Origin of the sequence: Algibacter lectus, assembly GCF_004368925.1 — a bacterium.
GTDB lineage: Bacteria > Bacteroidota > Bacteroidia > Flavobacteriales > Flavobacteriaceae > Algibacter > Algibacter lectus.
Map to the genome: position 1 here is coordinate 1 of NZ_SORL01000002.1, position 25,704 is coordinate 25,704.

Annotated in this window: 25 protein-coding genes and 1 pseudogene; 13 read left to right on the top strand and 13 right to left on the bottom strand. The window is 29.5% G+C overall.

What is annotated here, in order from left to right:
• Positions 1 to 125: pseudogene (locus tag DFQ06_RS19500) on the top strand (IS110 family transposase); the annotation flags it as partial.
• 48 nt (positions 126 to 173) lie between these two features.
• Here DFQ06_RS19500 and DFQ06_RS00625 read toward each other — a convergent pair.
• The 7 genes from DFQ06_RS00625 to DFQ06_RS00655 form a co-directional block, all read right to left on the bottom strand.
• Entirely contained in the window at positions 174 to 500 is a 327-nt protein-coding gene (locus DFQ06_RS00625) for a hypothetical protein (protein ID WP_133965434.1), read from the bottom strand.
• A gap of 8 nt (positions 501 to 508) precedes the next feature.
• Positions 509 to 736, bottom strand: coding sequence for a hypothetical protein (locus DFQ06_RS00630; protein WP_133965436.1), 228 nt, complete (start codon positions 734 to 736; stop codon positions 509 to 511).
• A gap of 230 nt (positions 737 to 966) precedes the next feature.
• Positions 967 to 1,386: a GCN5 family acetyltransferase gene (locus tag DFQ06_RS00635; protein ID WP_133965438.1), complete on the bottom strand. Its 420-nt coding sequence runs from the start codon at positions 1,384 to 1,386 to the stop codon at positions 967 to 969.
• Between the two features lie 156 nt (positions 1,387 to 1,542).
• Positions 1,543 to 3,006 (bottom strand): ligand-binding sensor domain-containing protein, encoded by a 1,464-nt coding sequence (locus tag DFQ06_RS19475; RefSeq protein ID WP_194235719.1) that lies wholly within the window; start codon positions 3,004 to 3,006, stop codon positions 1,543 to 1,545.
• A 181-nt stretch (positions 3,007 to 3,187) separates the two neighbouring features.
• Positions 3,188 to 3,964, bottom strand: a complete 777-nt coding sequence (locus DFQ06_RS00645) for a hypothetical protein (protein ID WP_133965440.1) — start codon at positions 3,962 to 3,964, stop codon at positions 3,188 to 3,190.
• A gap of 172 nt (positions 3,965 to 4,136) precedes the next feature.
• Positions 4,137 to 4,628, bottom strand: coding sequence for a hypothetical protein (locus DFQ06_RS00650; RefSeq protein WP_133965442.1), 492 nt, complete (start codon positions 4,626 to 4,628; stop codon positions 4,137 to 4,139).
• A 158-nt stretch (positions 4,629 to 4,786) separates the two neighbouring features.
• The gene (locus DFQ06_RS00655; protein WP_133965444.1) at positions 4,787 to 5,572 is read right to left on the bottom strand and encodes a tetratricopeptide repeat protein; all 786 of its coding nucleotides are present in this window, start codon (positions 5,570 to 5,572) and stop codon (positions 4,787 to 4,789) included.
• Positions 5,573 to 5,896: 324 nt separating this feature from the next.
• Here DFQ06_RS00655 and DFQ06_RS00660 point away from each other — a divergent pair, with 324 nt between their 5' ends.
• From DFQ06_RS00660 to DFQ06_RS00710, 12 genes are all read left to right on the top strand, one after another.
• Entirely contained in the window at positions 5,897 to 7,114 is a 1,218-nt protein-coding gene (locus DFQ06_RS00660) for a site-specific integrase (protein ID WP_133965446.1), read from the top strand.
• Positions 7,115 to 7,117: 3 nt separating this feature from the next.
• Complete coding sequence (locus DFQ06_RS00665; RefSeq protein WP_133965448.1) at positions 7,118 to 9,166, top strand: hypothetical protein; 2,049 nt, start codon at positions 7,118 to 7,120, stop codon at positions 9,164 to 9,166.
• Positions 9,167 to 9,267: 101 nt separating this feature from the next.
• Positions 9,268 to 9,552, top strand: a complete 285-nt coding sequence (locus DFQ06_RS00670; protein WP_133965450.1) for a helix-turn-helix domain-containing protein — start codon at positions 9,268 to 9,270, stop codon at positions 9,550 to 9,552.
• Between the two features lie 5 nt (positions 9,553 to 9,557).
• Entirely contained in the window at positions 9,558 to 10,454 is an 897-nt protein-coding gene (locus DFQ06_RS00675) for a hypothetical protein (protein ID WP_133965452.1), read from the top strand.
• A gap of 129 nt (positions 10,455 to 10,583) precedes the next feature.
• Positions 10,584 to 12,446 carry a DNA methyltransferase gene (locus tag DFQ06_RS00680; protein ID WP_133965454.1) on the top strand — a complete coding sequence of 621 codons (1,863 nt, stop codon included), beginning with the start codon at positions 10,584 to 10,586 and terminating at the stop codon, positions 12,444 to 12,446.
• Positions 12,447 to 12,456: 10 nt separating this feature from the next.
• Positions 12,457 to 15,069, top strand: a complete 2,613-nt coding sequence (locus tag DFQ06_RS00685; protein ID WP_133965456.1) for a DEAD/DEAH box helicase family protein — start codon at positions 12,457 to 12,459, stop codon at positions 15,067 to 15,069.
• 3 nt (positions 15,070 to 15,072) lie between these two features.
• The gene (locus tag DFQ06_RS00690; RefSeq protein WP_133965458.1) at positions 15,073 to 15,948 is read left to right on the top strand and encodes an Abi family protein; all 876 of its coding nucleotides are present in this window, start codon (positions 15,073 to 15,075) and stop codon (positions 15,946 to 15,948) included.
• Between the two features lie 181 nt (positions 15,949 to 16,129).
• Complete coding sequence (locus DFQ06_RS00695) at positions 16,130 to 16,570, top strand: Panacea domain-containing protein (RefSeq protein WP_133965460.1); 441 nt, start codon at positions 16,130 to 16,132, stop codon at positions 16,568 to 16,570.
• A 1-nt stretch (position 16,571) separates the two neighbouring features.
• Positions 16,572 to 17,000, top strand: coding sequence for a hypothetical protein (locus tag DFQ06_RS00700; RefSeq protein ID WP_133965462.1), 429 nt, complete (start codon positions 16,572 to 16,574; stop codon positions 16,998 to 17,000).
• 811 nt (positions 17,001 to 17,811) lie between these two features.
• A complete protein-coding gene (locus tag DFQ06_RS19300) occupies positions 17,812 to 17,970 on the top strand; it encodes a hypothetical protein (RefSeq protein WP_159140115.1) in 159 nt (52 codons plus the stop codon).
• A gap of 249 nt (positions 17,971 to 18,219) precedes the next feature.
• Positions 18,220 to 18,660, top strand: coding sequence for a DUF6943 family protein (locus DFQ06_RS00705; RefSeq protein WP_133965464.1), 441 nt, complete (start codon positions 18,220 to 18,222; stop codon positions 18,658 to 18,660).
• 137 nt (positions 18,661 to 18,797) lie between these two features.
• Positions 18,798 to 19,439 carry a DUF6266 family protein gene (locus DFQ06_RS00710; RefSeq protein WP_115840013.1) on the top strand — a complete coding sequence of 214 codons (642 nt, stop codon included), beginning with the start codon at positions 18,798 to 18,800 and terminating at the stop codon, positions 19,437 to 19,439.
• Positions 19,440 to 19,814: 375 nt separating this feature from the next.
• On the opposite strand, the gene DFQ06_RS00715 is transcribed toward DFQ06_RS00710, so the two are convergent.
• The 6 genes from DFQ06_RS00715 to DFQ06_RS00740 form a co-directional block, all read right to left on the bottom strand.
• Complete coding sequence (locus tag DFQ06_RS00715; protein ID WP_133965466.1) at positions 19,815 to 20,285, bottom strand: SLC5/6 family protein; 471 nt, start codon at positions 20,283 to 20,285, stop codon at positions 19,815 to 19,817.
• Positions 20,286 to 20,432: 147 nt separating this feature from the next.
• Complete coding sequence (locus tag DFQ06_RS00720) at positions 20,433 to 20,810, bottom strand: hypothetical protein (RefSeq protein WP_128758811.1); 378 nt, start codon at positions 20,808 to 20,810, stop codon at positions 20,433 to 20,435.
• Between the two features lie 152 nt (positions 20,811 to 20,962).
• Entirely contained in the window at positions 20,963 to 21,982 is a 1,020-nt protein-coding gene (locus DFQ06_RS00725) for a transglutaminase domain-containing protein (RefSeq protein ID WP_159140114.1), read from the bottom strand.
• Positions 21,983 to 22,126: 144 nt separating this feature from the next.
• Positions 22,127 to 23,107 (bottom strand): hypothetical protein, encoded by a 981-nt coding sequence (locus DFQ06_RS00730; RefSeq protein ID WP_133965470.1) that lies wholly within the window; start codon positions 23,105 to 23,107, stop codon positions 22,127 to 22,129.
• A gap of 193 nt (positions 23,108 to 23,300) precedes the next feature.
• The gene (locus tag DFQ06_RS00735) at positions 23,301 to 23,957 is read right to left on the bottom strand and encodes a hypothetical protein (protein WP_042506707.1); all 657 of its coding nucleotides are present in this window, start codon (positions 23,955 to 23,957) and stop codon (positions 23,301 to 23,303) included.
• Positions 23,950 to 25,518: a hypothetical protein gene (locus tag DFQ06_RS00740; RefSeq protein ID WP_133965472.1), complete on the bottom strand. Its 1,569-nt coding sequence runs from the start codon at positions 25,516 to 25,518 to the stop codon at positions 23,950 to 23,952. The genes DFQ06_RS00735 and DFQ06_RS00740 overlap by 8 nt, the downstream gene beginning before the upstream one ends.
• Between the last annotated feature and the right edge of the window lie 186 nt (positions 25,519 to 25,704).

Consider the following 25,704-nt stretch of genomic DNA (forward strand, 5'->3'; position numbering starts at 1 on the left):
AAGGAAAGAGTAAAAAATTAGCATTAATAGCGGTATGTAATAAGTTACTAAAACAAGCTTTTGCTATCGCAAAATCGGGTTTAATATTTGACAAGAAATATAAAAGTACGCTAGTGAAAAATTAATAAGATTTTACTTGTTTTTTAGCACAGTACTTTGTTGGCAGTAGTTTTTTATTCCGATAAAATCTCAATTACTTCAGCTTCTCCGATTTTTCTTGGTCCTTCGTGAATCCACCAAATTCTTCCTTTTTTTAATAACTCTTCAATATTCTGATGTCTTAAAAACATAATTTTCACGTTTTCAGTTTCTCCAGGATAAATTCTATCTTTTTCAAAATCAATTTGTCCAATATAGGTTGTTGGAAAGTCAGTTGAGTTTGGTAAATATTCCATTACGTGATTTGGTCTATAACCAGTTCCAATTCCAGTTTCTCGTCCACCATTTTCTTTTGTGTAGAGTGTAAGTTTAGCAGTTATATTTATTATATCCGAAGTCATAAGTTAAATCAGCTTTTATTTACATAAAACCCTTTTTGCTGTGTTTCTATATCCTCAATTATTAATTTAAGACCGAGTGAGAAAACGATTTTCGCTTTTCCGCCATTTGAGTATATTATTCCGTCTTTAATTTCAAAATTTTTCTTTCCTAACCAATCTCCAATATGAGTTCCTTCTGCAAATTTCCAATCTTGATTTTCGATATATGATTCCGAATTAATGTAAATAGTTAACATAATAAGAAGTCCGATTATTAAGCTTAATATTCTAAAAATCCATTTTCTCATAGTTCAGGATGTTCTTTCGAAATGCTTTGCTCAAATTACTGCCAACGTTTATGTATAAGGATAGTTGCGGGTTTGTATGCGAGGATTTTCCGAAGGAAAATCAGATGCAGGCAAACATGCAAATACCTTTGTTTAAGCACTAAACCGCAATTATTTTTATACGGTGTTAGGCACAGTTTTTATTTTTGAATTCCTCTTAATATTTCCAATCGGTTCTTAGGCGCGTTTGGTGATAAAAAGTCAGGAATCGTATTTTCATTCCTTTTCGGTCGAGTAAGAAATTCAACAGGCCATTCAGTCAGTCGTTTTTCTTTCACGTGAGTATATTTTCCGAATTCCGATTCGTCAATATATTCATTCTGAATTATCAAAGCAATTGGCTCTTCTGCTCCGTTTGTTTCTTTTGAAAATTCCAACGCTTCATTATATTCTCCGAAAACATAGAAATAATCATCTCCATTTTCAATATTTTCAGCTCCGTTTTCAGGATGACACCAAACTCGATATTCAAGAACTTCATCCCAAACATATCCACCACCAGCTTTTACAAGAGCAGGATAATTTCCAATTTCATTTATGTCTTTTACTTTTGGGTACATTGTTTCTCAAATTGTGCCTAACGTTGTTGTATAAGCTTTGTTGCGTGGTTTTAGCAGTGAATTTAATAAATAAAACACGAACGGCGAAATTCCGAAGGAATTTCCCAAGTGAGCAATAACTAGCAATAAAGTTTATACGGTGTTGCCAGCAGTATTTTATTTTCTTTCAATTTTCACTAATCCTTGTCTTGTTGCTAAATATAAATTTCCACTAACATCAAAAGTCATTGTTGAAATGTAAGAAGTAGGTATGTCTGAATTTTCATTATGATAATTCTCCCAACCACCTTTTAAATCATATCTCACTAATCCAGCTCTGTCAGTCGAAATCCAAAGTACCTTTTCAGTTTTGTCATAAAGCACACAATTCGTATGGTTAAAAGGCATTCCAGAGTTTTCAGTTGTATATTGTTTGAAATTTCCATTAGAATCACGTATTACAATGCCCTCATCATTATTAACTTGCTTTTTGTTTTTTCTGTCAAATTCGTAAAGTGTAAAGTATAAATTTCCATTTTCGTCTTCGTCCATTGATGTAATACACTTTCCTTTCAGAACTGTAGAGGATTTTTCAAAATTTGTAACCTGATTATTTTCATCAATCATTGCTGTTCCGTCATACGTTCCAATCCAAATTCTATTTTTAGAATCTCTTTTGGCAAACGAAACTCTATCGCCTGGTAAATCTTTAAATTGGTTTTTATCAATTTTAGTCCACTTACCATCTTTAAGTATTGTTATTCCATTTTTCGAGCAGAAAAAAAGTTCTCCCGTTTTTGTGTTGTTAACTATATTGTAAACTGATTTTATTCCAATTTGTGTTGAGTCATATTTTATCCATTTATCATTATCAAAACTGTAGATGTTCTTTTTTGCATAAACCCATTTAACATTATTATTATCTGTTGCCAATTCGTAATAAGCAAAGTATTTTCCTTTATCAGAAATATTTTGTTCAGCATTTTTAAATTCGTTACCGTCAAAAGTTACTAAACCTTGGCTGACAGTTAGCCATATCAAACCATTTTTGTCAATTGAAATATGGTCATTCCAATTGTTTGGTAAATTTGAGTTTTTAGAATTCCAAACTGTCATTTTGTAATTCTCTAAATTTTCGTTTTTGTATTCGTAATTTTCATTATAGATTTCAGGACTATTTGGTTTATCAAAAGATTTCTTGAACGCTTCTTTATCAACACGTTCAATTTTACCTGAAATTTTATTGTCACTAACTGTGAAAATTAGGTTGATAGAAGATTTTTCTTCTTTTTTACCTTTCGTTATTGCAGAAGTCCAATTTTTAAATTTATTGAGTTCTTTAATTATTTTTTGAGAGATAGCACTTTTCGATTGGTCTGTATGACTTAAAACACAAGCTTTTCCTTTAGAGTTTACAAGAACTTGAAATTTTACAGACCCTTTAATTCCTTGTAAATTTAAACCTTTGTTTAATTTGTCTTGAAGTTTTAGAAACTCTGATTCATCATATCCAGCTTTAGTATCTCCACAATCAAGACAAAATTTTTCAGTCTTACAGTTGTCTAATTTAACAGGGAATAGGTTTTGTGCATTCAATGAGAATGTAAAGATGGTTAATAGTACAAAAAAAGGTATTTTCATTTATTTCGTTTGTTGTTTGGATGCTGTTTTCATATTGCTGGCAACGTGTTTATATATGGTTTGTTGCGTGGTTTAAGCAACTAATTTAGTAAATAATTACAGACGAAGAAAATCCGCGAGGATTTTCGTAAGTAGGCAAAAAGCTAGCAATAAATTATATATGGTGTTGCCAGTAGTTTTTTTATTTCCTGTAATATATTGTTCTTTTAAATATGGCATTTTTCAACCATTTTCCATTTTTCAACATATAGCGTTTTTGTCTTTTCCAATTTCCAAATTTGTCATATTTGTATTCAAATTTAAAAAGTTTAGATTGTAATAAATCACCATATTCATTCCTTAAGTCATTATTGTCTGATATTGAAAAATCAATTTTCCCAGAACTGATTGATTTAATTTCTCCTAATTCGTTATAGACAGTTCTTTTCGTTAAATTATTTTCATAATCATATTCTGCTGTTTCTTTTCCATAAGAAATTGAATTTTCAATAACTTTTAGTTCGATAGGATGACCTTTTTCATTATTTATAATATTCGTAATTCTATAAGTTTTATTATTTCTTTTGTTTATTATTTTAGTTAAAAATCTATTTTCATCATATTCATAATAAGTTGTGGTTGAATTTCTAACATATGGTTGAGTCAATTCAACTCTTCTTGTTAATGAGTGAGTTTGAGTTGAATCGTAGGTAATAGTAAAACGAGTTTTTCGATTATATTTTTCATTAAACCTATCTTCTTTTATAACTCGACTACTATCATTTAATATTATTGTAGATGTTTCAATTTCTGTATCATTCTTATTGAAAAAAGTTCTGTGTTTAATAATTTTTTTTACACTCTTAATTTTTCGTAAATCTAATCTGTCATCGTGATGTAATGCAGAATAAATATTTTGTCCTGTTATAAACTGAAAATTAGAAAGAAAGATGAAAATTAGAACTAAATTTTTATTCATTTTGGGTTCAATTTGTTAATTACTGGCAACGTGTTTGTATATGGAAAGTTGCGGGTTTGCGTGCGAGGAATTTCCGAAGGAAATTCAGACGTAGCAAACGTGCAACGACCTTTCTTTAAGCCCAACACCAGCAATTTTTTATATACGGTGTTGTAAGCTGGCTTTTATATTCTTAAAATTTCCACCAAGGTTTTTTCGGTTCCATTGGTTTTATTTCGTTTTCTATTTCCCAAAAGGATTTATCAAACTTTTCATTCAGAGTTTTTTCAGTCAGATTATGTCCGTAAGGATAAATTCCGTCTTCCAATCCATTTTGAATTCTCTTAATTATTCTTTGTCCAGGCCAACAGGTTGTTCCGTCTCCAAATTCAACCGCAATATTTATTTCTCCTTGTGGGTCATTGTCGTTCGTTATCCATTTAGAATTCGGAACGTTTTTAATCAATGTTTCTCCAATATAGGCAGAAATTGAAAATATAATTCCTCCTAAATTCTTTGAAAGTCGACCACCTTTAATTGGTCGTCCATCTTTCGTGTATTTTTGGATAAACCTATCTATTTCCAATAAACTACTAATCGAATAGTCTAATTCAATTCCGTCAGATTTGAACGCTTTTACTGTCCAATCAGTTTGTTTCTTTATATCTTCTAATAATGTCGCCATTCGTTTCTTTAGCTTGCTTACAACGTTATTGTGTATGGTTAGTTGCGTGGTTTAAGCACTAAAGTTAGTAAATAAATCACAGATAGAATATTCCGCAGGAATGTTCGTAAGTAGGCTTAAAACAAGCAATTAATTATACGCGGTGTTAGGCTACGTTATTAATTCCGTTTCTTTTTTTCTTTTCTACCACAATAAATGTAAATCAAATCCTCGACAGCATTATCTCCTAATTCTTTCGCTTTCTTTAAATCTTTACACGCACTTTTTGTTTCTTTTTTGCTCGGTTGCAAATTTCCGTTTCCAATCAGAAGATTTACTTTGGCAGTTCCACGATTCGCGATAGATTCCACATAATTTGGTTTCAATTCAATTGCTTTTGAATAATCAATTATTGATTGCTCAAAATTCCGCAACATATCATTTGCAGTTCCGCGAATGAAATACAATTCTGGGTCTTTTGGATTTATGGTAAAATATTTATCACAATTCTTAATTACATCTTCAAATTTTCCTTGAGAGTAATTAATTCGCGCGAGCCAATAAAGAGATGCTTCCATCATTCCATTGTTATTGTTCTTTAGGACAACATAATTATAATCCTCTTTTGCTCTTTCTAATTTTCCAGCATGCATTAAAGAAAGTCCTCTGTCAATGAATGAAGCCATATCAGTACTGTCTAGTTTAATTGCTTCTGTAAAGTCAGAAATTGCTAAATCATATTTTTTAATTCGATCGTACGAAAGTCCACGATTTATGAAACAAGTTTTTTGGACACTTTTTTCTTCGACTATTTCTATCAATTCAGTATAATTTGAAATGGCTTCTTGAAAATTTCCCGATTTGAAATTCGAGTTTCCAGAAGTATATAGTTCAGTCGCTTTATTCTGTGAAAAAGCTGTTGTGGAAACTAAAATTCCAATAAGAAGTATTAATGTTTGTTTCATTTTTCTAATGTTGCCTAACGTGATTGTGTATGGTTAGTTGCGTGATTTAAGTAACTAAGTTAGCAAATAAATCACAGATAGAATATTCCGCAGGAATGTTCGTAAGTAGGCTTTAAACAAGCAATTAATTATACACGGTGTTGTCTAACTATTATATCTAATTTCTTTTAATTTCACTTAAACCCTTATAAATAAAGGGTTTTGTTGTTTTGTGCGATGCAAAATAATGTAATAAAATACAATAAAAAGCATTGTTTGTTGTACCTATTGTTGTACCTTAGTATTCGTTTGCATCCTATTGCACCTATTCTAAACCAATAAGTTATGGCTTCAATAAAACTAATTTTAAAAAAATCAAAAGTAGATAAGTCTGGAAAAGCACCTTTATATTTAAGAGTGATAAAAGACCGAAAAACTAAATTCATTTCTTTAAGCTTAAAATTAGAGCCTAACGAATGGGATGAGGATAAGCAAAAGGTAAAGAAAAATCATAGTAATTCTACACGCCTAAATAAATACATTTCTCAAAAGGTTGCAGATGCACAAGGACAAATAGCAGATTTAGAAACTAAAAATCAATCTACATCAGCAAGAAAACTAAAAGAAGCTATAAAGGGGAAACCGTTAGTTAATTTCTTTGAGTATGCATACAACCGTTGCGAAAAACAAAAAGACACTTTAGCACTATCAACATATAACAACTATAAAAACTACCTTAAAAAGTTTGAAAAGTTTATAGGCCATAAAGAATTGATGTTCGATGATATTACGGTAACTACTTTAAAAGACTATGCAGGTTACTGTAGCACCACTTTAGGTAATAATAACACGACTATAAATTTTTCTTTAAAGATTCTTAACCTAATGTTTAAAGAAGCGCAGAGAGAGGATTTAATACCGTTAAATCATTTTCCTTTTAGTAAATTTAAAGTCAAGAAAGCAAAAAGCACAAAACGTTTTTTAACAGCAGAACAGTTAGAAGCTTTTATTAAATTAGAGGTTTCAGATAAAGCAAAGGCACAAATCATAAAAGATATGTTTTTGTTTTCTGTCTTTTCAGGTGGTTTAAGGTTTGGCGATATCATAGAATTAAAGTGGAATAATTACAATGCTAAAACACATAAAATAACTAAGACAATACGTAAAACAAACAGACAGCATAGTATTAGAATTGGGCAAGTTGCAATAGATATTTTAGAAAAATATAAAACTGAAAATGTAAATCAAGACGATATAATATTTCCTTTCGCAAATATTGATAACGATTATTTTACAGACAGAGAACAAAGAGCAAAAGTAGTAAGACAAGCAATAGCGTTAAGCAATATGTATTTAACCAAAATGGGTAAAACTTTAGAGTTACCATTTTCTTTAACCTTTCATATTAGCAGACATACATTTGCTACCAGAGCATTAAATAATGGTATGCGTATAGAACACGTATCTAAATTAATGGATCATTCCGATATTGGAATAACACAAGTATATGCAAAAATTATAAGTAGTGAATTAGATAATGCAGTAGATAAATACATCAATTAGAATATGTTTAATAAACCAATCAATACTATTTTAAAGGCTCAATTTGATACCATTCATTCTGAAGCAGTACTAACAGCAGAACAAGATTTTAAAACTAACGTTTTAAATAAGATTGAGAACCTCGAGCACTTTGACGAATTTAAGTTTCTAATATCTGAAGAAAACAGAATTGAAGCTCTAATTGATAAAAATAAACATCCATATTATGTGAAAAATCATAGCTCTAAAGATTGGTTACTTTCACAATTTTCAAGTAGGCATTTTTTATTAAATGTAGATGAATTTGCCGAATTAAAAGAAGCTATTTATTTAGGTAAGATTAATTATTTAATACATAAAAGGGTTCGTGATTTAAGAAAGCAAATACCAAAGTTTACTTATAATGATTTTTTATCTGGTAAAGAATGTAAATATCTTATTACCTACGATAACCAGTATAATATAGAAAAAGAGGACTATTATAAAATGGTTACTTGGCAATCTGATAGACTTATAAAAGTAGTTTCTTATGAGGTTGAATTATTAGTAAAAAATCATCAAGAATATTGTTCTAAAATAAATGAACCTTTAGAGTTTATTAATGAGCAAATTCAAATACTTGAAGAAGAATTAATAGAGTCATTAAATGATGCTAAAGAAATAAAAAGAATACTATCTAAACTTTTTGCTTTTAAAGGTTTTGATATAGATAATTTTAATGATGAATTGTTATTATATAATTACCCATCTTTTTTTAACGATAGAATAGAGTTTAGACGATTAAATCCATCAACAGTAGGCAAAGTGTTAACTAAGTTGTCAAGTGAGCCAAAAACGCTGTTTAGTAATGAATATATGGTGTTTTATGCGCTTGATGTCTTCTTGTCTTGGTTAAAAGATATTGTTAAAGGTAAATCTATTCAAGAGCCTTTTAAATATCCTATTTGGGAAGATTTATTAAAACAAAAAATTGCAGAAGCAGAGAAAGAACTACAACCTATAATTAATGATATACAAGATTTTGTATTTGATTCAGCTAAAAGCAAAAAAGAGATTCGTAAGTATTTAAGAAATGAGTTTGAAAAACAAATAGATAAGTATAACACCATTGAGAACAAGCAAATTTTTTATCTATTAAGGGATGAAAATAGAAATGCGCTTATATCAGATTTTAAGATAAATGCATTATTTAATAATGAAGAAGCAGAATATTTAAAGAATTTAAAAGAAGCATATATTTTACAAAATATCAGTTGGCATATTTCTTTAACGTTTAATGAATTTTTTGATTCTAAAACTATCTACTTCAAAAAAGATACGACTTCACATTTAATGATTTTATCATTAACTAACGATATGGTATTAGATAAAGAGTTGTCAATTGAATTAGATAAAGCAATGGATTCTTTTTTTAAAGAAATGCATAGTACGTCATTACCATTAGATATGCATTTTTATAACCATCGTGAAAAGTATAGCAGAATATTTGAGAAAAGTATATCACGCTTACAAGATGTTTTAGATAATGCAGAACCAAACAATAAAGTATTATATATACAAAGTAGATTAAAACAGTTAAGGCATCGCGAATTAAAATTTAGAAACTTAACTGATAGAAAGAGTAATTTCAAAGATAAAGAAGATAAATACCCAGATTTATTTAAAGAGTTTTTATCTATAGAAGCAGACTTTATAAAAGAAACAGTTCAAATATTTCCTGTCACTTTATTACCCAATCAAACAGATTCTTTATTGTTAGAAAAAGAAACAGATAGTTTTAAAACATTTGTAAATCAAGAAAAGCAAGATTATATTCTTAAAATACTTGAAGACTTAGCAATTACAAAAGATGGTGTGTATAATTTAGGTGACAGAAGTAAAGGCACAGTAAGAGGTGTAATAGAAGCATTAAGAGAAGAGCATATCATTCCAAAATTGAGTTTAAAAAGATTATGTGATATAATAGCGAATCAAATTAATTTAGAATTAAAATCAAAATTAGATTGGTCAAATACATCAGATGACTATCATAAAAAAGCAAAACAATACATAAAAGACAATCCACTTCATTAAAATACAGTCAATAAAAGGTCTTATAAGGTCAGCCTTATAAGTACCTATCCAGAGCTTAATATTTGTTACAGAAATAATTAGTAACATTAAAAATTAAGTAAATGGAAGCAGTAATTTTAACAGCAGAACAGTACAACAATTTAGTATCAAGATTAGACAAATTAAATTCTACTTTAGAATCTAATCAAATACCATCACACGAAACCTTTCTCGATAACCAAGAGTTTATCCAGCTAATGAATATTAGCAAACGTACAGCTCAAACTTGGAGAGATGAAGGTAAAGTATCATTTTCTCAAATAGGCAGTAAAATTTACTACAAGATGAAAGATGTAGAAGTCTTACTAGATAAAAACTACAATAAAGCCTTTAAAAATAAAAGGTAGTCGTTTTGTATGATACTACTAAAATAATAAAACTTATAGACAAACTACCTAAAGAAGCTGTTGCCAGAGCTAAAGAACCTTTTCATTGGAATAATTGTTTATGGTTACCACGTTTTAATAAATATGGTGAAGTAACTACCTATGAATCTAATATAGTCAATTTGAAATTATGGTTAAGAGGTTCAGAGTTAACAATCTGTAATAGTTTGCAAAAGTTTTATATGCAAAACAATTATCAAGCATTTACTTATTGTCAAGTACAAGATGCAATTACAAAATTAGATGCCTATTTTGATTTTGACTTATATAGTGCTGAAGTAAAAAAAACAGCAGTAGCGGTAGTTATAAGCGAAAATGAAGACAATACCTTTAAAAATTGGATAGAATACAAAGGTAATAAGCCAATATTGATGCGTAATAGCACAAGAATATATGGTGCTCATTTTAAAGGTACAAACTATAATATTAAAGGTTATGATAAAACGTATCAAGCAAAGGTAGAAAGTAACACAAAGTTACCTGAAAGCTTAATTCGTTTTGAGTTAGAAGCAAATAGTAGGCATTTTAATAATCGTAAACATCCACTTGGTATTTATACAGTAGCAGATTTAATAAATAAAAGTAAGTTTGATACTTTGGCAGATGAATTATTAAATATCTACGATACTATTAAAAAGCAACCAATAATTAATTATCAAGAATTAAAACCTAAAGAAATATTATTGTTAGGTGCTATGAAAGATAAAGACAGTTTTAATGGGTTGAAAAAATACCATAAACACTCTTTTAAGTTGTTAAGAAAAGACTATTCTAAATTATTAAGTAGCATCGCTGATATTGAGTTAGAAAAAGACATTAGAAATAAAATAATTGAGCAAATTAATTATTGCAAAAAACACTAATGTTTTTCAGCTTGTAATATACCCTAAAACAGGGGTAAAAAGTAAATGAGACAATCCGTATTATTTAATCAATATATATTTATATTTTTAACATTTCAAAATAACAGATAGTTAACATCATCATATAGAATGCAGAATTTACAAACCGACCTTATAGAACTACTTAAAAACGAAGATAATTTAGTAGTAGATAACCAATTAAATAAAAATAAGATTATAGAAGCAGCTTTAAAAGTAGAGCCTTTTCTTATCCGTTTATTAATTATGAATGAAACCTTTAAAAGGCATTTCTTTCAGGAGGTAGAAAATGTATTAGTATTCGATAAAATTAAGTTTCAAAGGTTTGTAAATAATAAATCTTTCTTACCGGATAGCTATACAGCATTTAAAAATAAAATAGGTCTAGCAGTTAATGATGATACTACAGATAATTTTATAAAAGCCAAAAATGATGTTGTATTGGTATGGCCTCATAAAGATTGTGTATTAGAGGGAGGGCAAACTAAAGAAGACCAAAAAAGAAATGAGATATTTTGGAATGAAACTTTAGCACCAGATAGTGTAGATAGATTATTAGACGCAAAGACGTTTACTAATTTCAAAAAATATGATAAAGATGGAGAGCATAAAGTAATAGAGTTTAAAGGAGATGAAAATCTTATTTTAAAAGGTAATAACTTGTTAGTAATATCTTCATTACTAAAAACGCATAGAGGTAAAATAAAACTAATATACATTGACCCACCTTATAATACTGGTAATGATGATTTTAATTACAACGATTCTTTTAATCACTCTGCTTGGTTAACATTTATTAAAAATCGACTTGAAATTGCAAAAGAATTATTAAGTCCTGATGGCTCAATTTGGATAAACATAGATGATTATGAATGTCATTATTTAAAAGTTATAGCTGATGAAGTTTTTAAAAAGGAAAATTTTGTAGGCTCTGTAGTATGGCAACATAGTATTCAAGGAAAGGGTTATGCTGGAAAATTTTCATTACATCATAATTACATACTTTGTTATTCTAAATCTGAACAATTTTCATTAGGTCAAATGGAAAGAACAGAAAAACATAATGTAAATTATAAAAATCCCGATAATGACCCAAATGGTAGGTGGCGTTCTGGGGATATTAGGAATGCTTTATATAGAAAAAATTTGATCTATGATATAAAAACACCTTCTGGTAATATTATCTCACCACCATCAAAAGGTTGGCGTTTTAGTAAAGATACAATGCAGGAGAAGATAGACAAAGGACAAGTTTACTTTAATGAAGATGAAACAAAGATTGCTTATAAAATATATCTTAAAGACCAAGACGGGAGAGTTCCTGAAACAATGTGGTTCGCAGACGAAGTGGGTACAACTAGAACTGCAAATAATGAAATAAAGCAACTTTTTGGGGCATCTGTATTTGATACGCCTAAACCTGAAAAGTTATTGCAACGAATAATACATATAGCTACAAATGAAAAGGATATAGTCCTTGATTTCTTCGCTGGTAGCGGTACGACAGCAAGTGTTGCTCATAAAATGAATAGGAAATTTGTTACTACAGAACAAATGGATTATGTAGATACAGTTACGACTGAAAGACTTAAAAAAGTAATTGAAGGCGAGCAAGGAGGCATAAGTAATGATGTTAATTGGCAAGGTGGTGGTTCATTTGTGTATGCAGAATTAATGGAATACAATCAATATTTTATTAATAAAATACAAGACGCAAAATCTAAAGAAGATATATTAAAGGTCTGGGAAGAAATGCAAGCCAAAGCATTTATTTCTTACCAATTTGATAAAGATATTTTTAATAAAAGTTTAGATGCTTTTAAAACAGCTTCTTTAGAAACAATGCAACAATATTTAATTGAAGTATTAGATAAAAATCAACTATACGTAAACTTTAGTGAAATAGAGGATACAAGTTTCAATGTAAGTGAAGAAGATAAAGTATTAAACTATTCATTTTATAATAAACAATAAAAAATAGTTTATGAGCTTATTCAATCAAGATACTATACAGCGTTTAGACAAACGTATAGCTTCCAAAATAGATGATGGAGATTTATTGGTAGAGTTATCACCAATAATAAAAAACAACCTAAAATTTACACCAAGACCTTATCAAGAAGAAGCATTTACAGCACTTAATTACTATTTAAACAATCCACGTTTAAGAGCAAAACCAACACAAGTGTTGTTTCATATGGCAACAGGTTCTGGTAAAACGTTAGTAATGGCAGGAGCTATATTGGAGTTATATAAAATGGGCTATCGCAATTTTATATTCTTTGTAAATACAGATACTATTATTCGTAAAACAAAAGAAAACTTCTTAAATCCTAACAGCTCTAAATATCTTTTTAAAGAACAAATTAATATAGATGGTGTAAATGTAAATATCACAAAAGTTGAAAGTTTTGAAAGCACCAATGCAGATGATATTAGTATTTATTTTTCTACCATTCAAGGGTTACATACAAGATTAAATGCACCAAGAGAAAACAGCATAACCTTTGATGATTTTATAGGTAAAGAAATTGTATTAATTAGTGATGAAGCACATCATATTAACACGCTTACTAAAAAGAAATTAAGCAAAGGAGAAAAAGAAAACTTTACAAGTTGGGAATATACAGTACGTCGTATTTTAGATTCTAGTCCAGAAAATATAATGATGGAGTTTACAGCTACATTAGAGCTTAATCATCCTAACATTGCTTCAAAATATGCTAATAAATTATTATACGATTATTCATTAGCTAAATTTAGAGAAGATGGCTATTCTAAAGAAGTACAAACAAATCAAGTAGATTATCAACCTATTCAAAGAGCAATTGTTGCTATTTTAATAAGTCAATTCAAAAAGAAAATATTTGCTTCTAAAGGTATTTTAGCAAAACCAGTAGTAATGTTTAAATCTAAAACAACTGCTGAAAGTGCTATAATGGAAAAGGCTTTTATTGATGAGATTAGAAGCTTAACAGTTTCTAAATTAGAAAGCTTAATCAAGTTAGACAATGCAATTTTAGATAAAGCAATAACCTATTTTAAAGAATTAGATATATCATTACAAGGTTTAATAGATGAAATAAAAGAAGATTTTTCAGAAGACAAAATAATATCTGTAAACTCTAAAAATGATACAGACGATAAACAAATTGTAATAAACAGTCTTGAAGATAATAATAATGAATATAGAGCAGTTTTTGCAGTAGATAAATTAAATGAAGGTTGGGATGTTTTAAACTTGTATGATATTGTTAGATTATATGATACAAGGGATGCAACAGGAAATAAACCAGGTAAAACAACAGTAGCAGAAGCACAATTAATTGGTAGAGGTGCAAGATATTATCCTTTTCAATTAGAAGATAATCAAGAGTTAGATAAGCGCAAGTATGATAGTGATTTAGACAATATAATGCGTCATTGTGAAACCTTACATTATCATTGTTCTCATAATCCACGATATATTACAGAATTAAATAATGCACTTCGTCAAATAGGGATGTTTCCTGAAGAAAAAGTAGAAGTAGATTTAATTTTAAAAGATGAATTTAAGGAAACTGCATTATACAGAAGTGGTTTTATATTTTTAAATAAAAAGGTAAAGAACAATCCTAAAACACTATTAGAATATCAAGAACCAACAATAGTAAAAAAACATACATACGCATTAAGAACAAATCGTTCAGCTTCAACAACTATTTTAGACAACAAATCTGTTAAACAAAATAAAGTACAAGCTAATTATGCTAATAAGCATTTGTTTTCTGTTTGGGATAATAACCTAATTCAAAAAGGTCTTAACAAGATACCTTTCTATCACTTTAGTAATATTAGACGTTTTTTTCCTAGTGTAAAATCTATGAATGATTTTATTACAGATGAAAAATATTTTGGTGGTATAGTAGTAGAGGTAACAGGCTTACAAAAGGACACTAATAACTTATCAGCACACCAAAAATTAGAAATTGTTATAAGTGTAGCAACCAAAATAGCTAATGAAATATCAACTAAGTTTGGCGATTATAGAGGTACAAAATCATTCTACAGAGAACCACTACGAAAGTATTTTAAAAACAAGAAGCTATCATTTTCTGTAAATACGAATACAACAGCAGAAACAGGAAAACCAACAATGCGTAATGATATAGATCAAAAGTATTTTGTTGACCTTAATAAAGCAGATTGGTATGCTTATAACGAGAATTTTGGTTCATCCGAAGAAAAGTTTTTAGTAAAGTATTTCCACGATAACATAGACGATTTAAAAGAAAAGTTCAAAGAGATATACCTATTAAGAAACGAAAGGTTTTTCAAGCTTTATAGATTTAGTGATGCAAAGGCAACAGAACCAGACTTTGTCTTATATATGACAGATAAAAATTCAGATGAAGAAGTAGTATATCAACTATTCATAGAGCCTAAAGGAGACCACCTACTATACAATGACGAATGGAAAGAACAATTCCTTCAAGAGATAGAAAAAGAAGCAGTTATAGAGTTATACGAAAGTCAACAATATAAATTAATTGGTATGCCTTTCTATAATAAAGCTAATAGAGAAGATGCATTTATTGAGAAATTAAATTCTTTGTAGTTTATGGGAGATAAAGCAACTACAGTTGATGTTCAAATTGAAAAACTTCTTTCAAGAGGTATGGAGTTGGATATTGAAGTTGAAAAAGTAAAAGAACACTTATTAGATATTGGTTATTATAGACTAGGCTTTTATTGGTATCCTTTTGAAGTTGATGCTGATCATAATTTTGAAAAAGGCACAAAGTTTTCTACCGTTATAGATTTGTATTATTTAGATGTCGATTTGAGGTATATTTTAATAAAGTATATAAATCGTCTTGAATTGAATTTTAGAACTAATTTAATTTATTGGGTTTCTACTCATTATGATAATAATCCAATTTGGTATACAGATGCAAAAATTATGTCAGGAGATTATCTAAAAGATATAAAATCTCATTATAATAAAAATTTTAAAAAGAAGAATTTATTAATTAATAAACATCATATCAATAACCCAGACGATAGATTTGCACCTTGTTGGAAAACTTTTGAATATTATACTTTTGGTTCAATCGTTAAAGTTTATGAGCATATTATTGATGATGACGTAAGAAAAAAAGTGTCTTTACAGTACAACATTAAAAAACCATATAAACTTCAAAATATACTTGATACGCTTGTTTTTGTAAGAAATAGTTGTGCTCATAGTGGTGTTATTTATGATTTACATATAGATGAAGGTGTGGTAGAAATGTCATCATACAAATTTAGTAATGATTATAGTCATAGTTTAGATGCAGCAATAAAAGCTCTATTATATGTTATGGAATTTATATCATTAGATAGGAAAAATGAATTAGAGTTAAAACTGTACAAATTGTTTGATAAATTCAAAGCAAATCATACCATAAAATCTATTATTGAAGATAAATTAGGGTACACATATAGCTGTTAATTTGTTTTTTATTTGTATATTTGCAGAATAATAGTGTCCTATACTTCATTTGCATTTATGGTGCACTTAAAAAAAATAAACAACCCTAGATACTATCTGGGGTTTTTTTATTTGATATATATTTTGTTATTAGGTAAAAAAATGTTTCATTTATAACATATTTGTAAAAAATAAAACTGTAATGCCATATTCAGCATTAGACATATCAAAATACTTAATTTCTAAAACTAATCCAGAAGAAGGAGGTGAACTATTAAGTAATATGAAACTTCAAAAGTTACTTTATTATTGCCAAGGTTTCTATTATGCAAAATTCGGCGAAAAACTTTTTGAAGACAATATTTATGCTTGGCAGTATGGTCCTGTTGTAAAGGATGTCTATCATAGTTTTAAAAATTTTGGTTCAAACGGTATTCCTTTAGCTGTAGTTGATAAGATTGCTACTCTTACTGTAAATGAAATGAAAATGGTTGATGAGGTTTTTAATTATTTTAATCAGTTTTCTGCAATTAAACTAATGAATATGACTCATTCGGAAGAACCTTGGATTTCTACTCAAATTACTAATGAAATAACATTAGATAAACTTAAAAATCATTTTGAGAAATTTTTAACTGCATAAGATGAACGAATTTGATTATTCGAAAAAGAGCAAGTCTAATGATTCTCAATCCTTTAAATATCCAGTTTCAGATAATGTATATGATTTTGACTACCCAATATTTTGTTTTAAACACTTACATAAAAAGTATTGTTTAGATAAGTGCGATAATAGGCATAAAAAAGAATTTATAACAAGACTTACAAAACTAACCGCATTAGGTTTTGAAGAAATAAATAAATCTGGTAGACATCAATATGGTAGCGAAAAAATAGCAAAAAATTCGTTAAGTTTTAAACTTCCAAATTTCATAACTGATGATGTAGATTTTCTTTATGCTTTTAGATACAATGGTAAAAAGAATCCCTTTTTAGCCTATCGTAGACCAAATAGTGCTATACTTCATATTATTGCTATTGATTATAATTTTTCAGCATATAATCACGGTTAGTTTATAATTTCCCCACAACCCAAAACCCAGTTTTTTCGTACCTCAAAATCCTCTGTCTTTTGTGTTGTTCCGCGCGCCACCACTTAGTTGGTTTTATGTCACAATAGTTGTAGCCAAAGCTATAATAGCACATTGCTTGTTTTATTTAAAAGTATCTATTTTAATAAATTAGTACAATAAAAAAGCAAAGAGCTATTGCCAACGCTAAAAACAACTATTCCGCCACAAAACCAACCCAAAGCTAAGTTACATAATAGAAGTTATAGTAGCAAAAACCTTTTCAATGGTACGCTACGCTAAGTTTTTATGTTTTCGTAGCTATAACTACTACTATGTAAAATATCCGCTCATCCAACGCTCACATCCGAACATATAACCACATTTTGAACAAACATTAAACAATCGAACAATTAAAGGATTAAGATAATTGAAAATAATATTCGTTATCTCATTCAACTGCACAAAACCATCATTAAGTCCAAGTATTCCTTAACTCAAGTCTTTGTTTGTTTCATTTCACTAACAAATATTAAAGTCCACTTTTCCCCACCACCCAAGTAATAGGATATAAAAAAATAGGTTTAAGAAAGTTAGTACTACGCCATAGCATATTGCTTTTTCTCGTACCTCAAAAAAACAAAAAGCTATCGTCTAAAAGTCCTGTATAAGTATTAATTTAAATGCTGTTTTATCAAACAACTATTTAAACCAATACCCATACAAACGCTTCATCCACCGCACAGTAAAAGATTAAAACCTATTTTTTTAAGTGTTAATTCCCCAGAAAAGTTAAATTTATAGTATGAAAAAAATGATTGAAGATTTATTTGATTTATTCTTTCCAAAAGATATAGATGAAAACGGTATTGAAATTGAAAATCCTGAAGGCGACGATTCATATACAACAAAAGTTTTCACAATAGTTATGCTGATAATTATAGTAATATTCGCATTTATAGGATTAAAATAAAAAAAGGTAGCAAATATATGTGGCTTCCTCTGCCAGCCGCACAAGGCTATAAAGGTCAAGCCCTACGGGTTTTGAATAAAACTTTTTTTACAAACTTTTTTCTTTTTCATTAAACATTTTAACTCAAAAAACTTTTATCCAAAAACCTTGACAGCCTTACCCACGCCACAACAACTATGGCTATCTTTTTATTCTTTTCAAAAAAAATAATGTAGCGAAGCGTAGCGAGCAATTTTAAATTGGATAGCTATGTCAACTTTTGAACTGAAAACACACCGTACAGGAAAAACTTACTCAAACCCTCATTTTTTCATCCTAAACAAAGGGCTTAACAGCGGAAAACCGCTCTCAAATCCTTGTCCTAATTGTTTTGTATTGCAAACTTCAACCGAAAAAGAAAAAAACACGCTTTTTCATTTATCTATGATGCTACAAATAGGCGGTTTTTACGCTTATTATTTAAAAGGAAGTGTTATTCCGTTTATCTCAATAGATGATTGCAGAAAAACGCTTAAAAGTAGTTTAAAATCAAATTGTAATGTAGACGATATGATGCAAAAACATATTAAAGCGGTTGAGGTTATCAGTAAAAAAGAAAAAGAGTTACAAAATGTCATTGAAAAAATGGCAGTTTTAAAGGTCGCATATATACGTAATTGTTTCAACTTGATGCAAAGCAAAGAAGCCTAACGCAAAGGCATCGTAAAGCCTTAAAACAGTAACAAAATGGCATTATTTTAGTTATATTAGAAGAGTAAACAAAGTTTAAAAGCAATATCAAGTCCGTACCAAATCCGAACAAATATTAATTTTAAATTGTAATAGAGATGGGAAAAATTCCACAGGGTATTTTAGGAAGCTTATCGGGTAAGGTAGGTAGTATTATTGGAGGTAGTTGGAAAGGTATCGACTACATCAGAATTAAGCCAGCAAGTGTGGCAAATCCTCGTACAGAGGGACAAGTGAATCAGCGTAATAAATTTACCATTACATTGGAGTATTTGCAAGCGACTAAAGATTTTATTAAAATCGGTTATAAGTCATTTGCAACCAAGAAAACGGAATTTAATGCTGCGATGTCTTATGTGTTAAATAATGCAGTAGGCGGTATTGCACCTAACTTCACGATTGATTATTCTTTAGCTTTATTAAGTAGAGGTGGTTTGTCTGGTGTTTTAAATGGTACAACTGATTTAACCAATGCAGGACAAGTTTCTTTTGGTTGGGGTGACAACTCAGCAGAAGGAAATGCAAATGCAACGGATAAAGCAATGGTATTGGTTTATAATCCAAGTAAGAAAGAATCAATTTCTATTCTTGATGGTGCTGATAGAACTGTAGGTTCTCAAGTGGTTACCATACCAGGCACTTATGCAGGAGATACAGTAGAGCTATTTATGGCGTTTGTTTCTGCTGATGGTACACAAGTATCGAATAGTGTGTATTTAGGCTCTGGTACGGCAGCTTAATAACTTTAAGCATAAATACATTCAAAAAGAAACCGTTACAGTATATTTGTAACGGTTTTTTTATGCTTATAGATCACTATTTTTACTTATCAAATATATAGTTTAAAAAGTTGTACCTATGTTGTACCATTTTTAATTTATTTACAAATAAGTCAATAAAATCAATACATACAGAGTGTTATCTACACAACACGGTGTTGTAAACAGTTATTTTTTGTTTTCATTAATTGAATATTCTGTGTATTTGTCATGAGCAATTAAATCAAAAACTTTCGATTGTCCAGTTTTTAACCATCTTTTATAAATGAGCTTTCCATTCATATGCACATATAGTTCGTTGTCTTTTGATTCTTTGGTAAAAACCATTGTTGTCAATTAAATTTTTATTTGTTCAGCGATATATTTTTCAATCAGTTCTTTGTCCGTTTTATTTTTTAAAATCAGAAGTTCATTGTTTTTATGAGTCCGATAATTCATTAGGAATTTCGTTTTTCCGCTACGAGTCAATTCCGAGTATTCAAATCGGTTTGGGTCAAATTTTTCGGCAATCAATTCCGTTTTTTGAGTTCGGTCGAGTATTTTTTTTAGTCGAATTATTTTTCCGCTGTTCTCGTCAATTTTTAATTCCGAGTAATAAATCCAAGATGCAAATCGATAAAGAGTGTATCCAATTAAAGTCAAAATCGCCACAAAAATTCCGATTCCAATTCCGAGCAACCAAATCAACAATATGAATGAAGCAGAAGTCCAAACAATTAACTCTTTCCACTTAAAAGGAATTCGGTCACTCAACGTATGAACGTGTCCATTTTTGGAAATCCTAAAGTAGTCTTCGCGTTCGTTCATAATTGTTTACAACGGTCTCGTATAACCGTCAGTTACGGATTTAAAGTTAATGTTTTTCGGTTAAGCACTGACTTTAGCAATTCCGAGTGGATTCGGACGTAGTCGAATCCGCCGTAATTGCGGTTATACATTGTTGTAACCAGTTTTTTATTCCACTTTTTCATAGTAATGATTCAAATCGTAATTCAAAATAATTTTAGGTTTCTCAAAAATCTTATTGCTGAAGTACGTATGATATCCTGCTTTTCCCATTTCATATTCATAATGTAGTTCAATTTCAGAGTTTAGCAATCCGTAGTTTACATCATAAGTTCCGTCTCCGTAAAATTCGCTCGAAAAAGTTCCGTCAGATTTTAAATTCAGAGTGTCCGCTTTATGAGGTGTTTCAACACAGCAAGGTTCGTTTCTGTAATTGGTATTTGCATAAATTCCGACTACACTATTTTTCGTCATAGGAATATTACATCGCAATATTAAAATTCCGACGATTAAGATTATTCCAATTCCGAATAGTATGCGTTTCATTGCTCAAATTGGTTACAACGTTGATGTGTATGGTTAGTTGCGTGGTTAAGCAACTAATTTAGCAAATAAATCACAGATAGAATATTCCGCAGGAATGTTCGTAAGTCGGCATTGACCTAGCAATTAATTATACACGGTGTTACCACACGTTTTTATTTCCATTCTACTTTGTAATCCGCTGTCTGTGTTCCGTTAACAGATAATGAAATATTTTCTAAAGTTCGATGTATTACTTTATATTCTAAAGTTATAATATTTCCTTTTATTGTTTTGTTGGTCAATTCAATTGACGGAATTAACAGACTGTATTTGTCAATGTCATTTAGATATTCTTCGTTACTTGGTTTAGGTAAATTATTTAGAGAAGCATAAGTTTCCCAAGGCGAACCCAAAAGTGAAATTTCAGTTTCGATATTATCAACTTTTACAACAAATACAAATTTGTTATCAGTTCCAATTTTAATTGTTCCATTCTCGGGATTTATCACAGTTATTCCTTGAGTGAAGAGATTATGGGAAATTGTCGCAGGTAAATCATAAAACTTTTCACGATTATATTTTTCGTTTAGCAAAGTCCATTTTTGTTCAGTTGGATAGTGGGAATAAAAGAATTCTTTGGGATTCGTAAGAAACCAATATTCGTCAAAAGCCTTTTCAAATCGATTCCCGAATACAGTACCACTCGCCCAAGTTGTATCTAACAAAAACCATTTTCCATTAATCTTAACAGCGTTCCAAGCGTGGTCGGGAACTGTTTTTTCTTCATTGCTTTCTAAATATTGTCTTGACAGACCAACAATATAAACGCATTCAATTCCAGCGTCATCACAAAGGCTTTTGAAAAGTTTAGCATATCCGCCACAAACTGCCATATTTGTGTCTAATGTATTTTTAATAATGTCAGTTGTTGAATCTTTCGATTTACTATAAAGTTCTGGATTTCTAAAACGCTTAACGTCATATTTGATATTATCAGTTATCCAAACAAAAATTGAACGCACTTTCTCTAAATCCGTCTTTAAGTTTTTAGTGAGTTCTTTTGCTAATGGTTTATCTGAATTATAAATTATACTTCGCGCATATTCATCTATTTTCGTAAAATCCGATTGAGAATATCCGTTTGTTGCTACTAAAAGCAAGATTGTCAATATGTAGAATGCTGTTTTTTTCAAATATGTGGTAACGTTTATGTATAAGAATAGTTGCGGGTTTGTATGCGAGGATTTTCCGAAGGAAAATCAGACGTTACAAACACGCAACGACCTTTGATTAAGCACTAAACCGCAATTATTTTTATACGGTGTTGTAGCACGTTTTTATTTTTCGTTCAGTTGATATTTATACTCAAATATTTGTTTTTCAGTTCCGTCAATTTTAATTACTTTTTCTAAAAATCCGACGTTATTGTAAATGAATTGATAAGATTTGATTTTGCCTTTTAATATGTAATTTTCTGAATTATTTATTAAAATCGTATCATTCTTATATTCGTAAGTTTCATTTTTCCAATGTCCATTTTTCGTTGAATAAAAGTCAGATGAGATTAATCGGTTTGCAGAATTGTATTTGTGTTCAGACACCTTAAAATTACCAAAATAGTTAATGATTGTATTTCCGTTCTTGTCAAGCACATCATTGTCTAATATTTTATTTGTCTCGATAGTTTTTTCTCTGTTTTCAGGGTAGAATATTTTGTCCTCGTATTTTTCTCCGTCTTTTGAATAATAAATAAATTCTCGGTTTAATCTGCCGTTGGAAAACTCCTGTTTTTGTTTTAATTCTACATTTTCATTAAACATTTCTATTTTTTTAGAAACAATTTCATTATCGGTTCCGTAATCGATGGAAATTTTTTGGTTTTTGTCCTTTAAAAAAACGTCTTTGTTTTTAAGTATTCTTCCAGGATTTTCATAAGTCAGTTTTGAGTCTTCCAAGTATTCATATTCATAACCATATTTGAAATTTCCATTTGGAGAATAATGTGATGTTTTGATAACTCTCCCTTTTTCATCGTATTGATATTCGCTTTTGTTGATAATTGTGTTATCATTCTCAATTTTGGAAATTACATTTCCGTTTTTGTCAAAGTTGATGTCGGATGAAGTCAGTCCATTTCTATAGCAAAGAAGTCGCTTTATGTTATTATTTTGTGCGAAGTCAGTAAAAGCTATATTCATATTCCTTGTATTTTGAGGAACGTTTAAAGTCGCTACAAATAATTTTCTTGGTTCGTGTTGAATCGATTGTCCAAAAGAAAAATTAAAGGCAAAAAATATGATGATTAATAGTCTGTTCATTGGTTTGGTCAAATGTTTTACAACGTTTGGTTATATGAAAAGTAGCAGATTTGTATGTGCCTATTTTTAATTAAAATATAAAGATAGCAGAAAAGAACCAAATTTTTGGTTTAGCTCTTAACTGCTATTTTTTATATAACGTGTTGTGGTTTGTATTTAATTTGTGCTAGGATAATTTAAATGTGTTTTAGATTTAAAAAATAAAATGATATGATTTTTTTATTTCCCAAATGTTGTTCGTTTTTTCTAAATAAAATAATGACATATTAGGTGATCTATCTTCAAATCGATACTGACATCGAATAGCAGCTTTATCTTTTTTGTCATTATATACAATTTTTGAAAAATTAAACCTGTAATCAATGTTTTTATAATCTCTATATTTTCCAATATGGTCAGAAGGGTTTAAATATACTATGGAATCAAAATAAAAAGTGTTAGTTACTCTTTTTATTTTTATTTTATCTATATCAATATGTATGCTTCTACTATTGTCATAAACTTTTGTAAAACCTGAAAACTTATCTTCAAAAAACATATCTTCAATCAACTCAAAATTGGGTATATTTAATGCTAAGCTTGTGTCTATTGCTATGGTTCTGAATTCATTAATGTAGTCTATTAGTTTTTCATGGACTCTAATGGAATCTTTAACTGTAAATCTACCTTTAGTATTAATTGGCGATAAATTTCTAGGGGATAGACGTACCGCCACACTATCTATAACTTTACTAATTATTTCGCTAGTATTAGTGCTCTTATTGGTTACTGGCAGCGTTTTTTTATTGTTACAACCAATAAAAGTTATTAACGCTAATAAGCCAATTAAAGTTCTATATGTTTTATTCATTACAACCATTTTCTGCGTTTGAAGTATTTGCAATTTGTTTTATTTTAGCCCACATATCATTTAAATCGAAAAAAACATAGTCTATGTTTTCATTATAGTAACCATCTTTCCCGTAGGCGCTTAACCCTATCCAGCCAAATGGTAAATAGTGCTCCACACTAAACCTTTTGTTATCTATCTCTCTTATGGCTCTTGCTATTGGATAAACATATCTATCTGCCATGTGTTGATGTTGGGCCTCGTCTGTATTTGCAAGGCTTCCAGATTCTACTTTTGCTGCTATGTATGAATTATATAAATTAATTCTATCATTAGGGTCTACATTTCCGCCATTTTCATGGACATATCTATATATTTCTGCATGAATGCCCTCATGCAAAAAATTAGTGGCTATTTCAAGAATTGACAAACCTGAAGTATTATTTATTTTTATAGTTATATTGTTATTTGCTAAATCTTTAGCGCTTGTACACATTTCACCATCAGTACTGCAAGAATCATAAGTAAAATTTAAATCATATTTAGATCCAGGGACTCCAAATAAACCTATAGTTTTTTTGAAAAGGTTTCCATTTGTTTTTTCTAAAATTTCATAAGCACATTTATCTTTCCCAGTAAGTTCACTAGAGTCAATTTTATCATCATGCAAATCAGCAACACAATCTCCATTTGCATTGGGAAATAATCCTGGGCCACAATTACTAATTTCATCCTCAATTAAAACAATATTTTCGTCGTCTTCGTTGGAGTCATCATCATCATAAACCCCACCATTACCCTTTCTCTTAACATAAATACCTTCTCCGTTTGAACCATACTTGTTAATTTCGGGTAAGCCACTACTTCCCTCACAAACATTTATGGTTCTATAGCCTGTAAGTTGTGTATGGGTATAAACGAAAGAACCACCAGGACCACTATTGGAATACCAATCTGTATACATGGGTACTGTAATTGTTGGGCAAGATGCGGAGGATCTTCCATATAAAGATGAACTGTTAGTATTGCTTCCTTTTTTGTTATTAAACTTGGTTGACATAATAAGCATGCCTTCGCTCAATTGTTTTTTATACACTATTTTTTTTTGATTGTTAATTAAATGAACGATTCCGGTAAAACTATTGAGGTAGCTAAATGAAATATCGGAATTAATTAAGACATTGTTTAAGGGATTGACGTTTTGATAAAATTTTGCTGCATAAAAACTAAATGATTCGTCATTATTTTCTATTGCCAAAATTTTATATTTAATATAATAGGATCCTTCTTTTTTAAATTTGTTTAATTCATTTGGATTAAACGCATTAGTATAGTTAATAGGGACTTCATAATATGATAATTCTAATTCTTCTGAGTATTGTTTTATTGCGCTGCTCCAATCTACGGTATAATCATATGGAATAAGTTCGTTATAATCGGTTTGGTTAAAATAAGTTAGTAATTGTGTAGAAATAGTATTCACTTCCAGTTGTTCATTTTCTTCTTTCTCACAGTTGGTAAACATAAAGGAGGTTAGTAATGTTAGAATTCCGATGTTAAAATAAGCATTAATTTTTTTCATAAACCGTTAAAGTTTTAAAGTTAGTAATAATGTTTGTTGTTTAGTTATATAAACCACAACGGTTATGTATAAGAATAGTGCGGTTTTGTGTGCGAGGATTTTCCGCAGGAAAATCAGACGTAACAAAAGCGCACGAACTCTTGATTAAGCACTAAACTAAGCATTATTTTTATACGGTGTTGTGTT

Bases quoted from the DNA above. Each gene is read 5' to 3' on its own strand.
- DFQ06_RS00625 (WP_133965434.1), bottom strand. From the start codon at position 500: ATGACTTCGGATATAATAAATATAACTGCTAAACTTACACTCTACACA.
- DFQ06_RS00630 (WP_133965436.1), bottom strand. From the start codon at position 736: ATGTTAACTATTTACATTAATTCGGAATCATATATCGAAAATCAAGAT.
- DFQ06_RS00635 (WP_133965438.1), bottom strand. From the start codon at position 1,386: ATGTACCCAAAAGTAAAAGACATAAATGAAATTGGAAATTATCCTGCT.
- DFQ06_RS19475 (WP_194235719.1), bottom strand. From the start codon at position 3,006: ATGAAAATACCTTTTTTTGTACTATTAACCATCTTTACATTCTCATTG.
- DFQ06_RS00645 (WP_133965440.1), bottom strand. From the start codon at position 3,964: ATGAATAAAAATTTAGTTCTAATTTTCATCTTTCTTTCTAATTTTCAG.
- DFQ06_RS00650 (WP_133965442.1), bottom strand. From the start codon at position 4,628: ATGGCGACATTATTAGAAGATATAAAGAAACAAACTGATTGGACAGTA.
- DFQ06_RS00655 (WP_133965444.1), bottom strand. From the start codon at position 5,572: ATGAAACAAACATTAATACTTCTTATTGGAATTTTAGTTTCCACAACA.
- DFQ06_RS00660 (WP_133965446.1), top strand. From the start codon at position 5,897: ATGGCTTCAATAAAACTAATTTTAAAAAAATCAAAAGTAGATAAGTCT.
- DFQ06_RS00665 (WP_133965448.1), top strand. From the start codon at position 7,118: ATGTTTAATAAACCAATCAATACTATTTTAAAGGCTCAATTTGATACC.
- DFQ06_RS00670 (WP_133965450.1), top strand. From the start codon at position 9,268: ATGGAAGCAGTAATTTTAACAGCAGAACAGTACAACAATTTAGTATCA.
- DFQ06_RS00680 (WP_133965454.1), top strand. From the start codon at position 10,584: ATGCAGAATTTACAAACCGACCTTATAGAACTACTTAAAAACGAAGAT.
- DFQ06_RS00685 (WP_133965456.1), top strand. From the start codon at position 12,457: ATGAGCTTATTCAATCAAGATACTATACAGCGTTTAGACAAACGTATA.
- DFQ06_RS00690 (WP_133965458.1), top strand. From the start codon at position 15,073: ATGGGAGATAAAGCAACTACAGTTGATGTTCAAATTGAAAAACTTCTT.
- DFQ06_RS00695 (WP_133965460.1), top strand. From the start codon at position 16,130: ATGCCATATTCAGCATTAGACATATCAAAATACTTAATTTCTAAAACT.
- DFQ06_RS00700 (WP_133965462.1), top strand. From the start codon at position 16,572: ATGAACGAATTTGATTATTCGAAAAAGAGCAAGTCTAATGATTCTCAA.
- DFQ06_RS19300 (WP_159140115.1), top strand. From the start codon at position 17,812: ATGATTGAAGATTTATTTGATTTATTCTTTCCAAAAGATATAGATGAA.
- DFQ06_RS00705 (WP_133965464.1), top strand. From the start codon at position 18,220: ATGTCAACTTTTGAACTGAAAACACACCGTACAGGAAAAACTTACTCA.
- DFQ06_RS00710 (WP_115840013.1), top strand. From the start codon at position 18,798: ATGGGAAAAATTCCACAGGGTATTTTAGGAAGCTTATCGGGTAAGGTA.
- DFQ06_RS00715 (WP_133965466.1), bottom strand. From the start codon at position 20,285: ATGAACGAACGCGAAGACTACTTTAGGATTTCCAAAAATGGACACGTT.
- DFQ06_RS00720 (WP_128758811.1), bottom strand. From the start codon at position 20,810: ATGAAACGCATACTATTCGGAATTGGAATAATCTTAATCGTCGGAATT.
- DFQ06_RS00730 (WP_133965470.1), bottom strand. From the start codon at position 23,107: ATGAACAGACTATTAATCATCATATTTTTTGCCTTTAATTTTTCTTTT.
- DFQ06_RS00735 (WP_042506707.1), bottom strand. From the start codon at position 23,957: ATGAATAAAACATATAGAACTTTAATTGGCTTATTAGCGTTAATAACT.
- DFQ06_RS00740 (WP_133965472.1), bottom strand. From the start codon at position 25,518: ATGAAAAAAATTAATGCTTATTTTAACATCGGAATTCTAACATTACTA.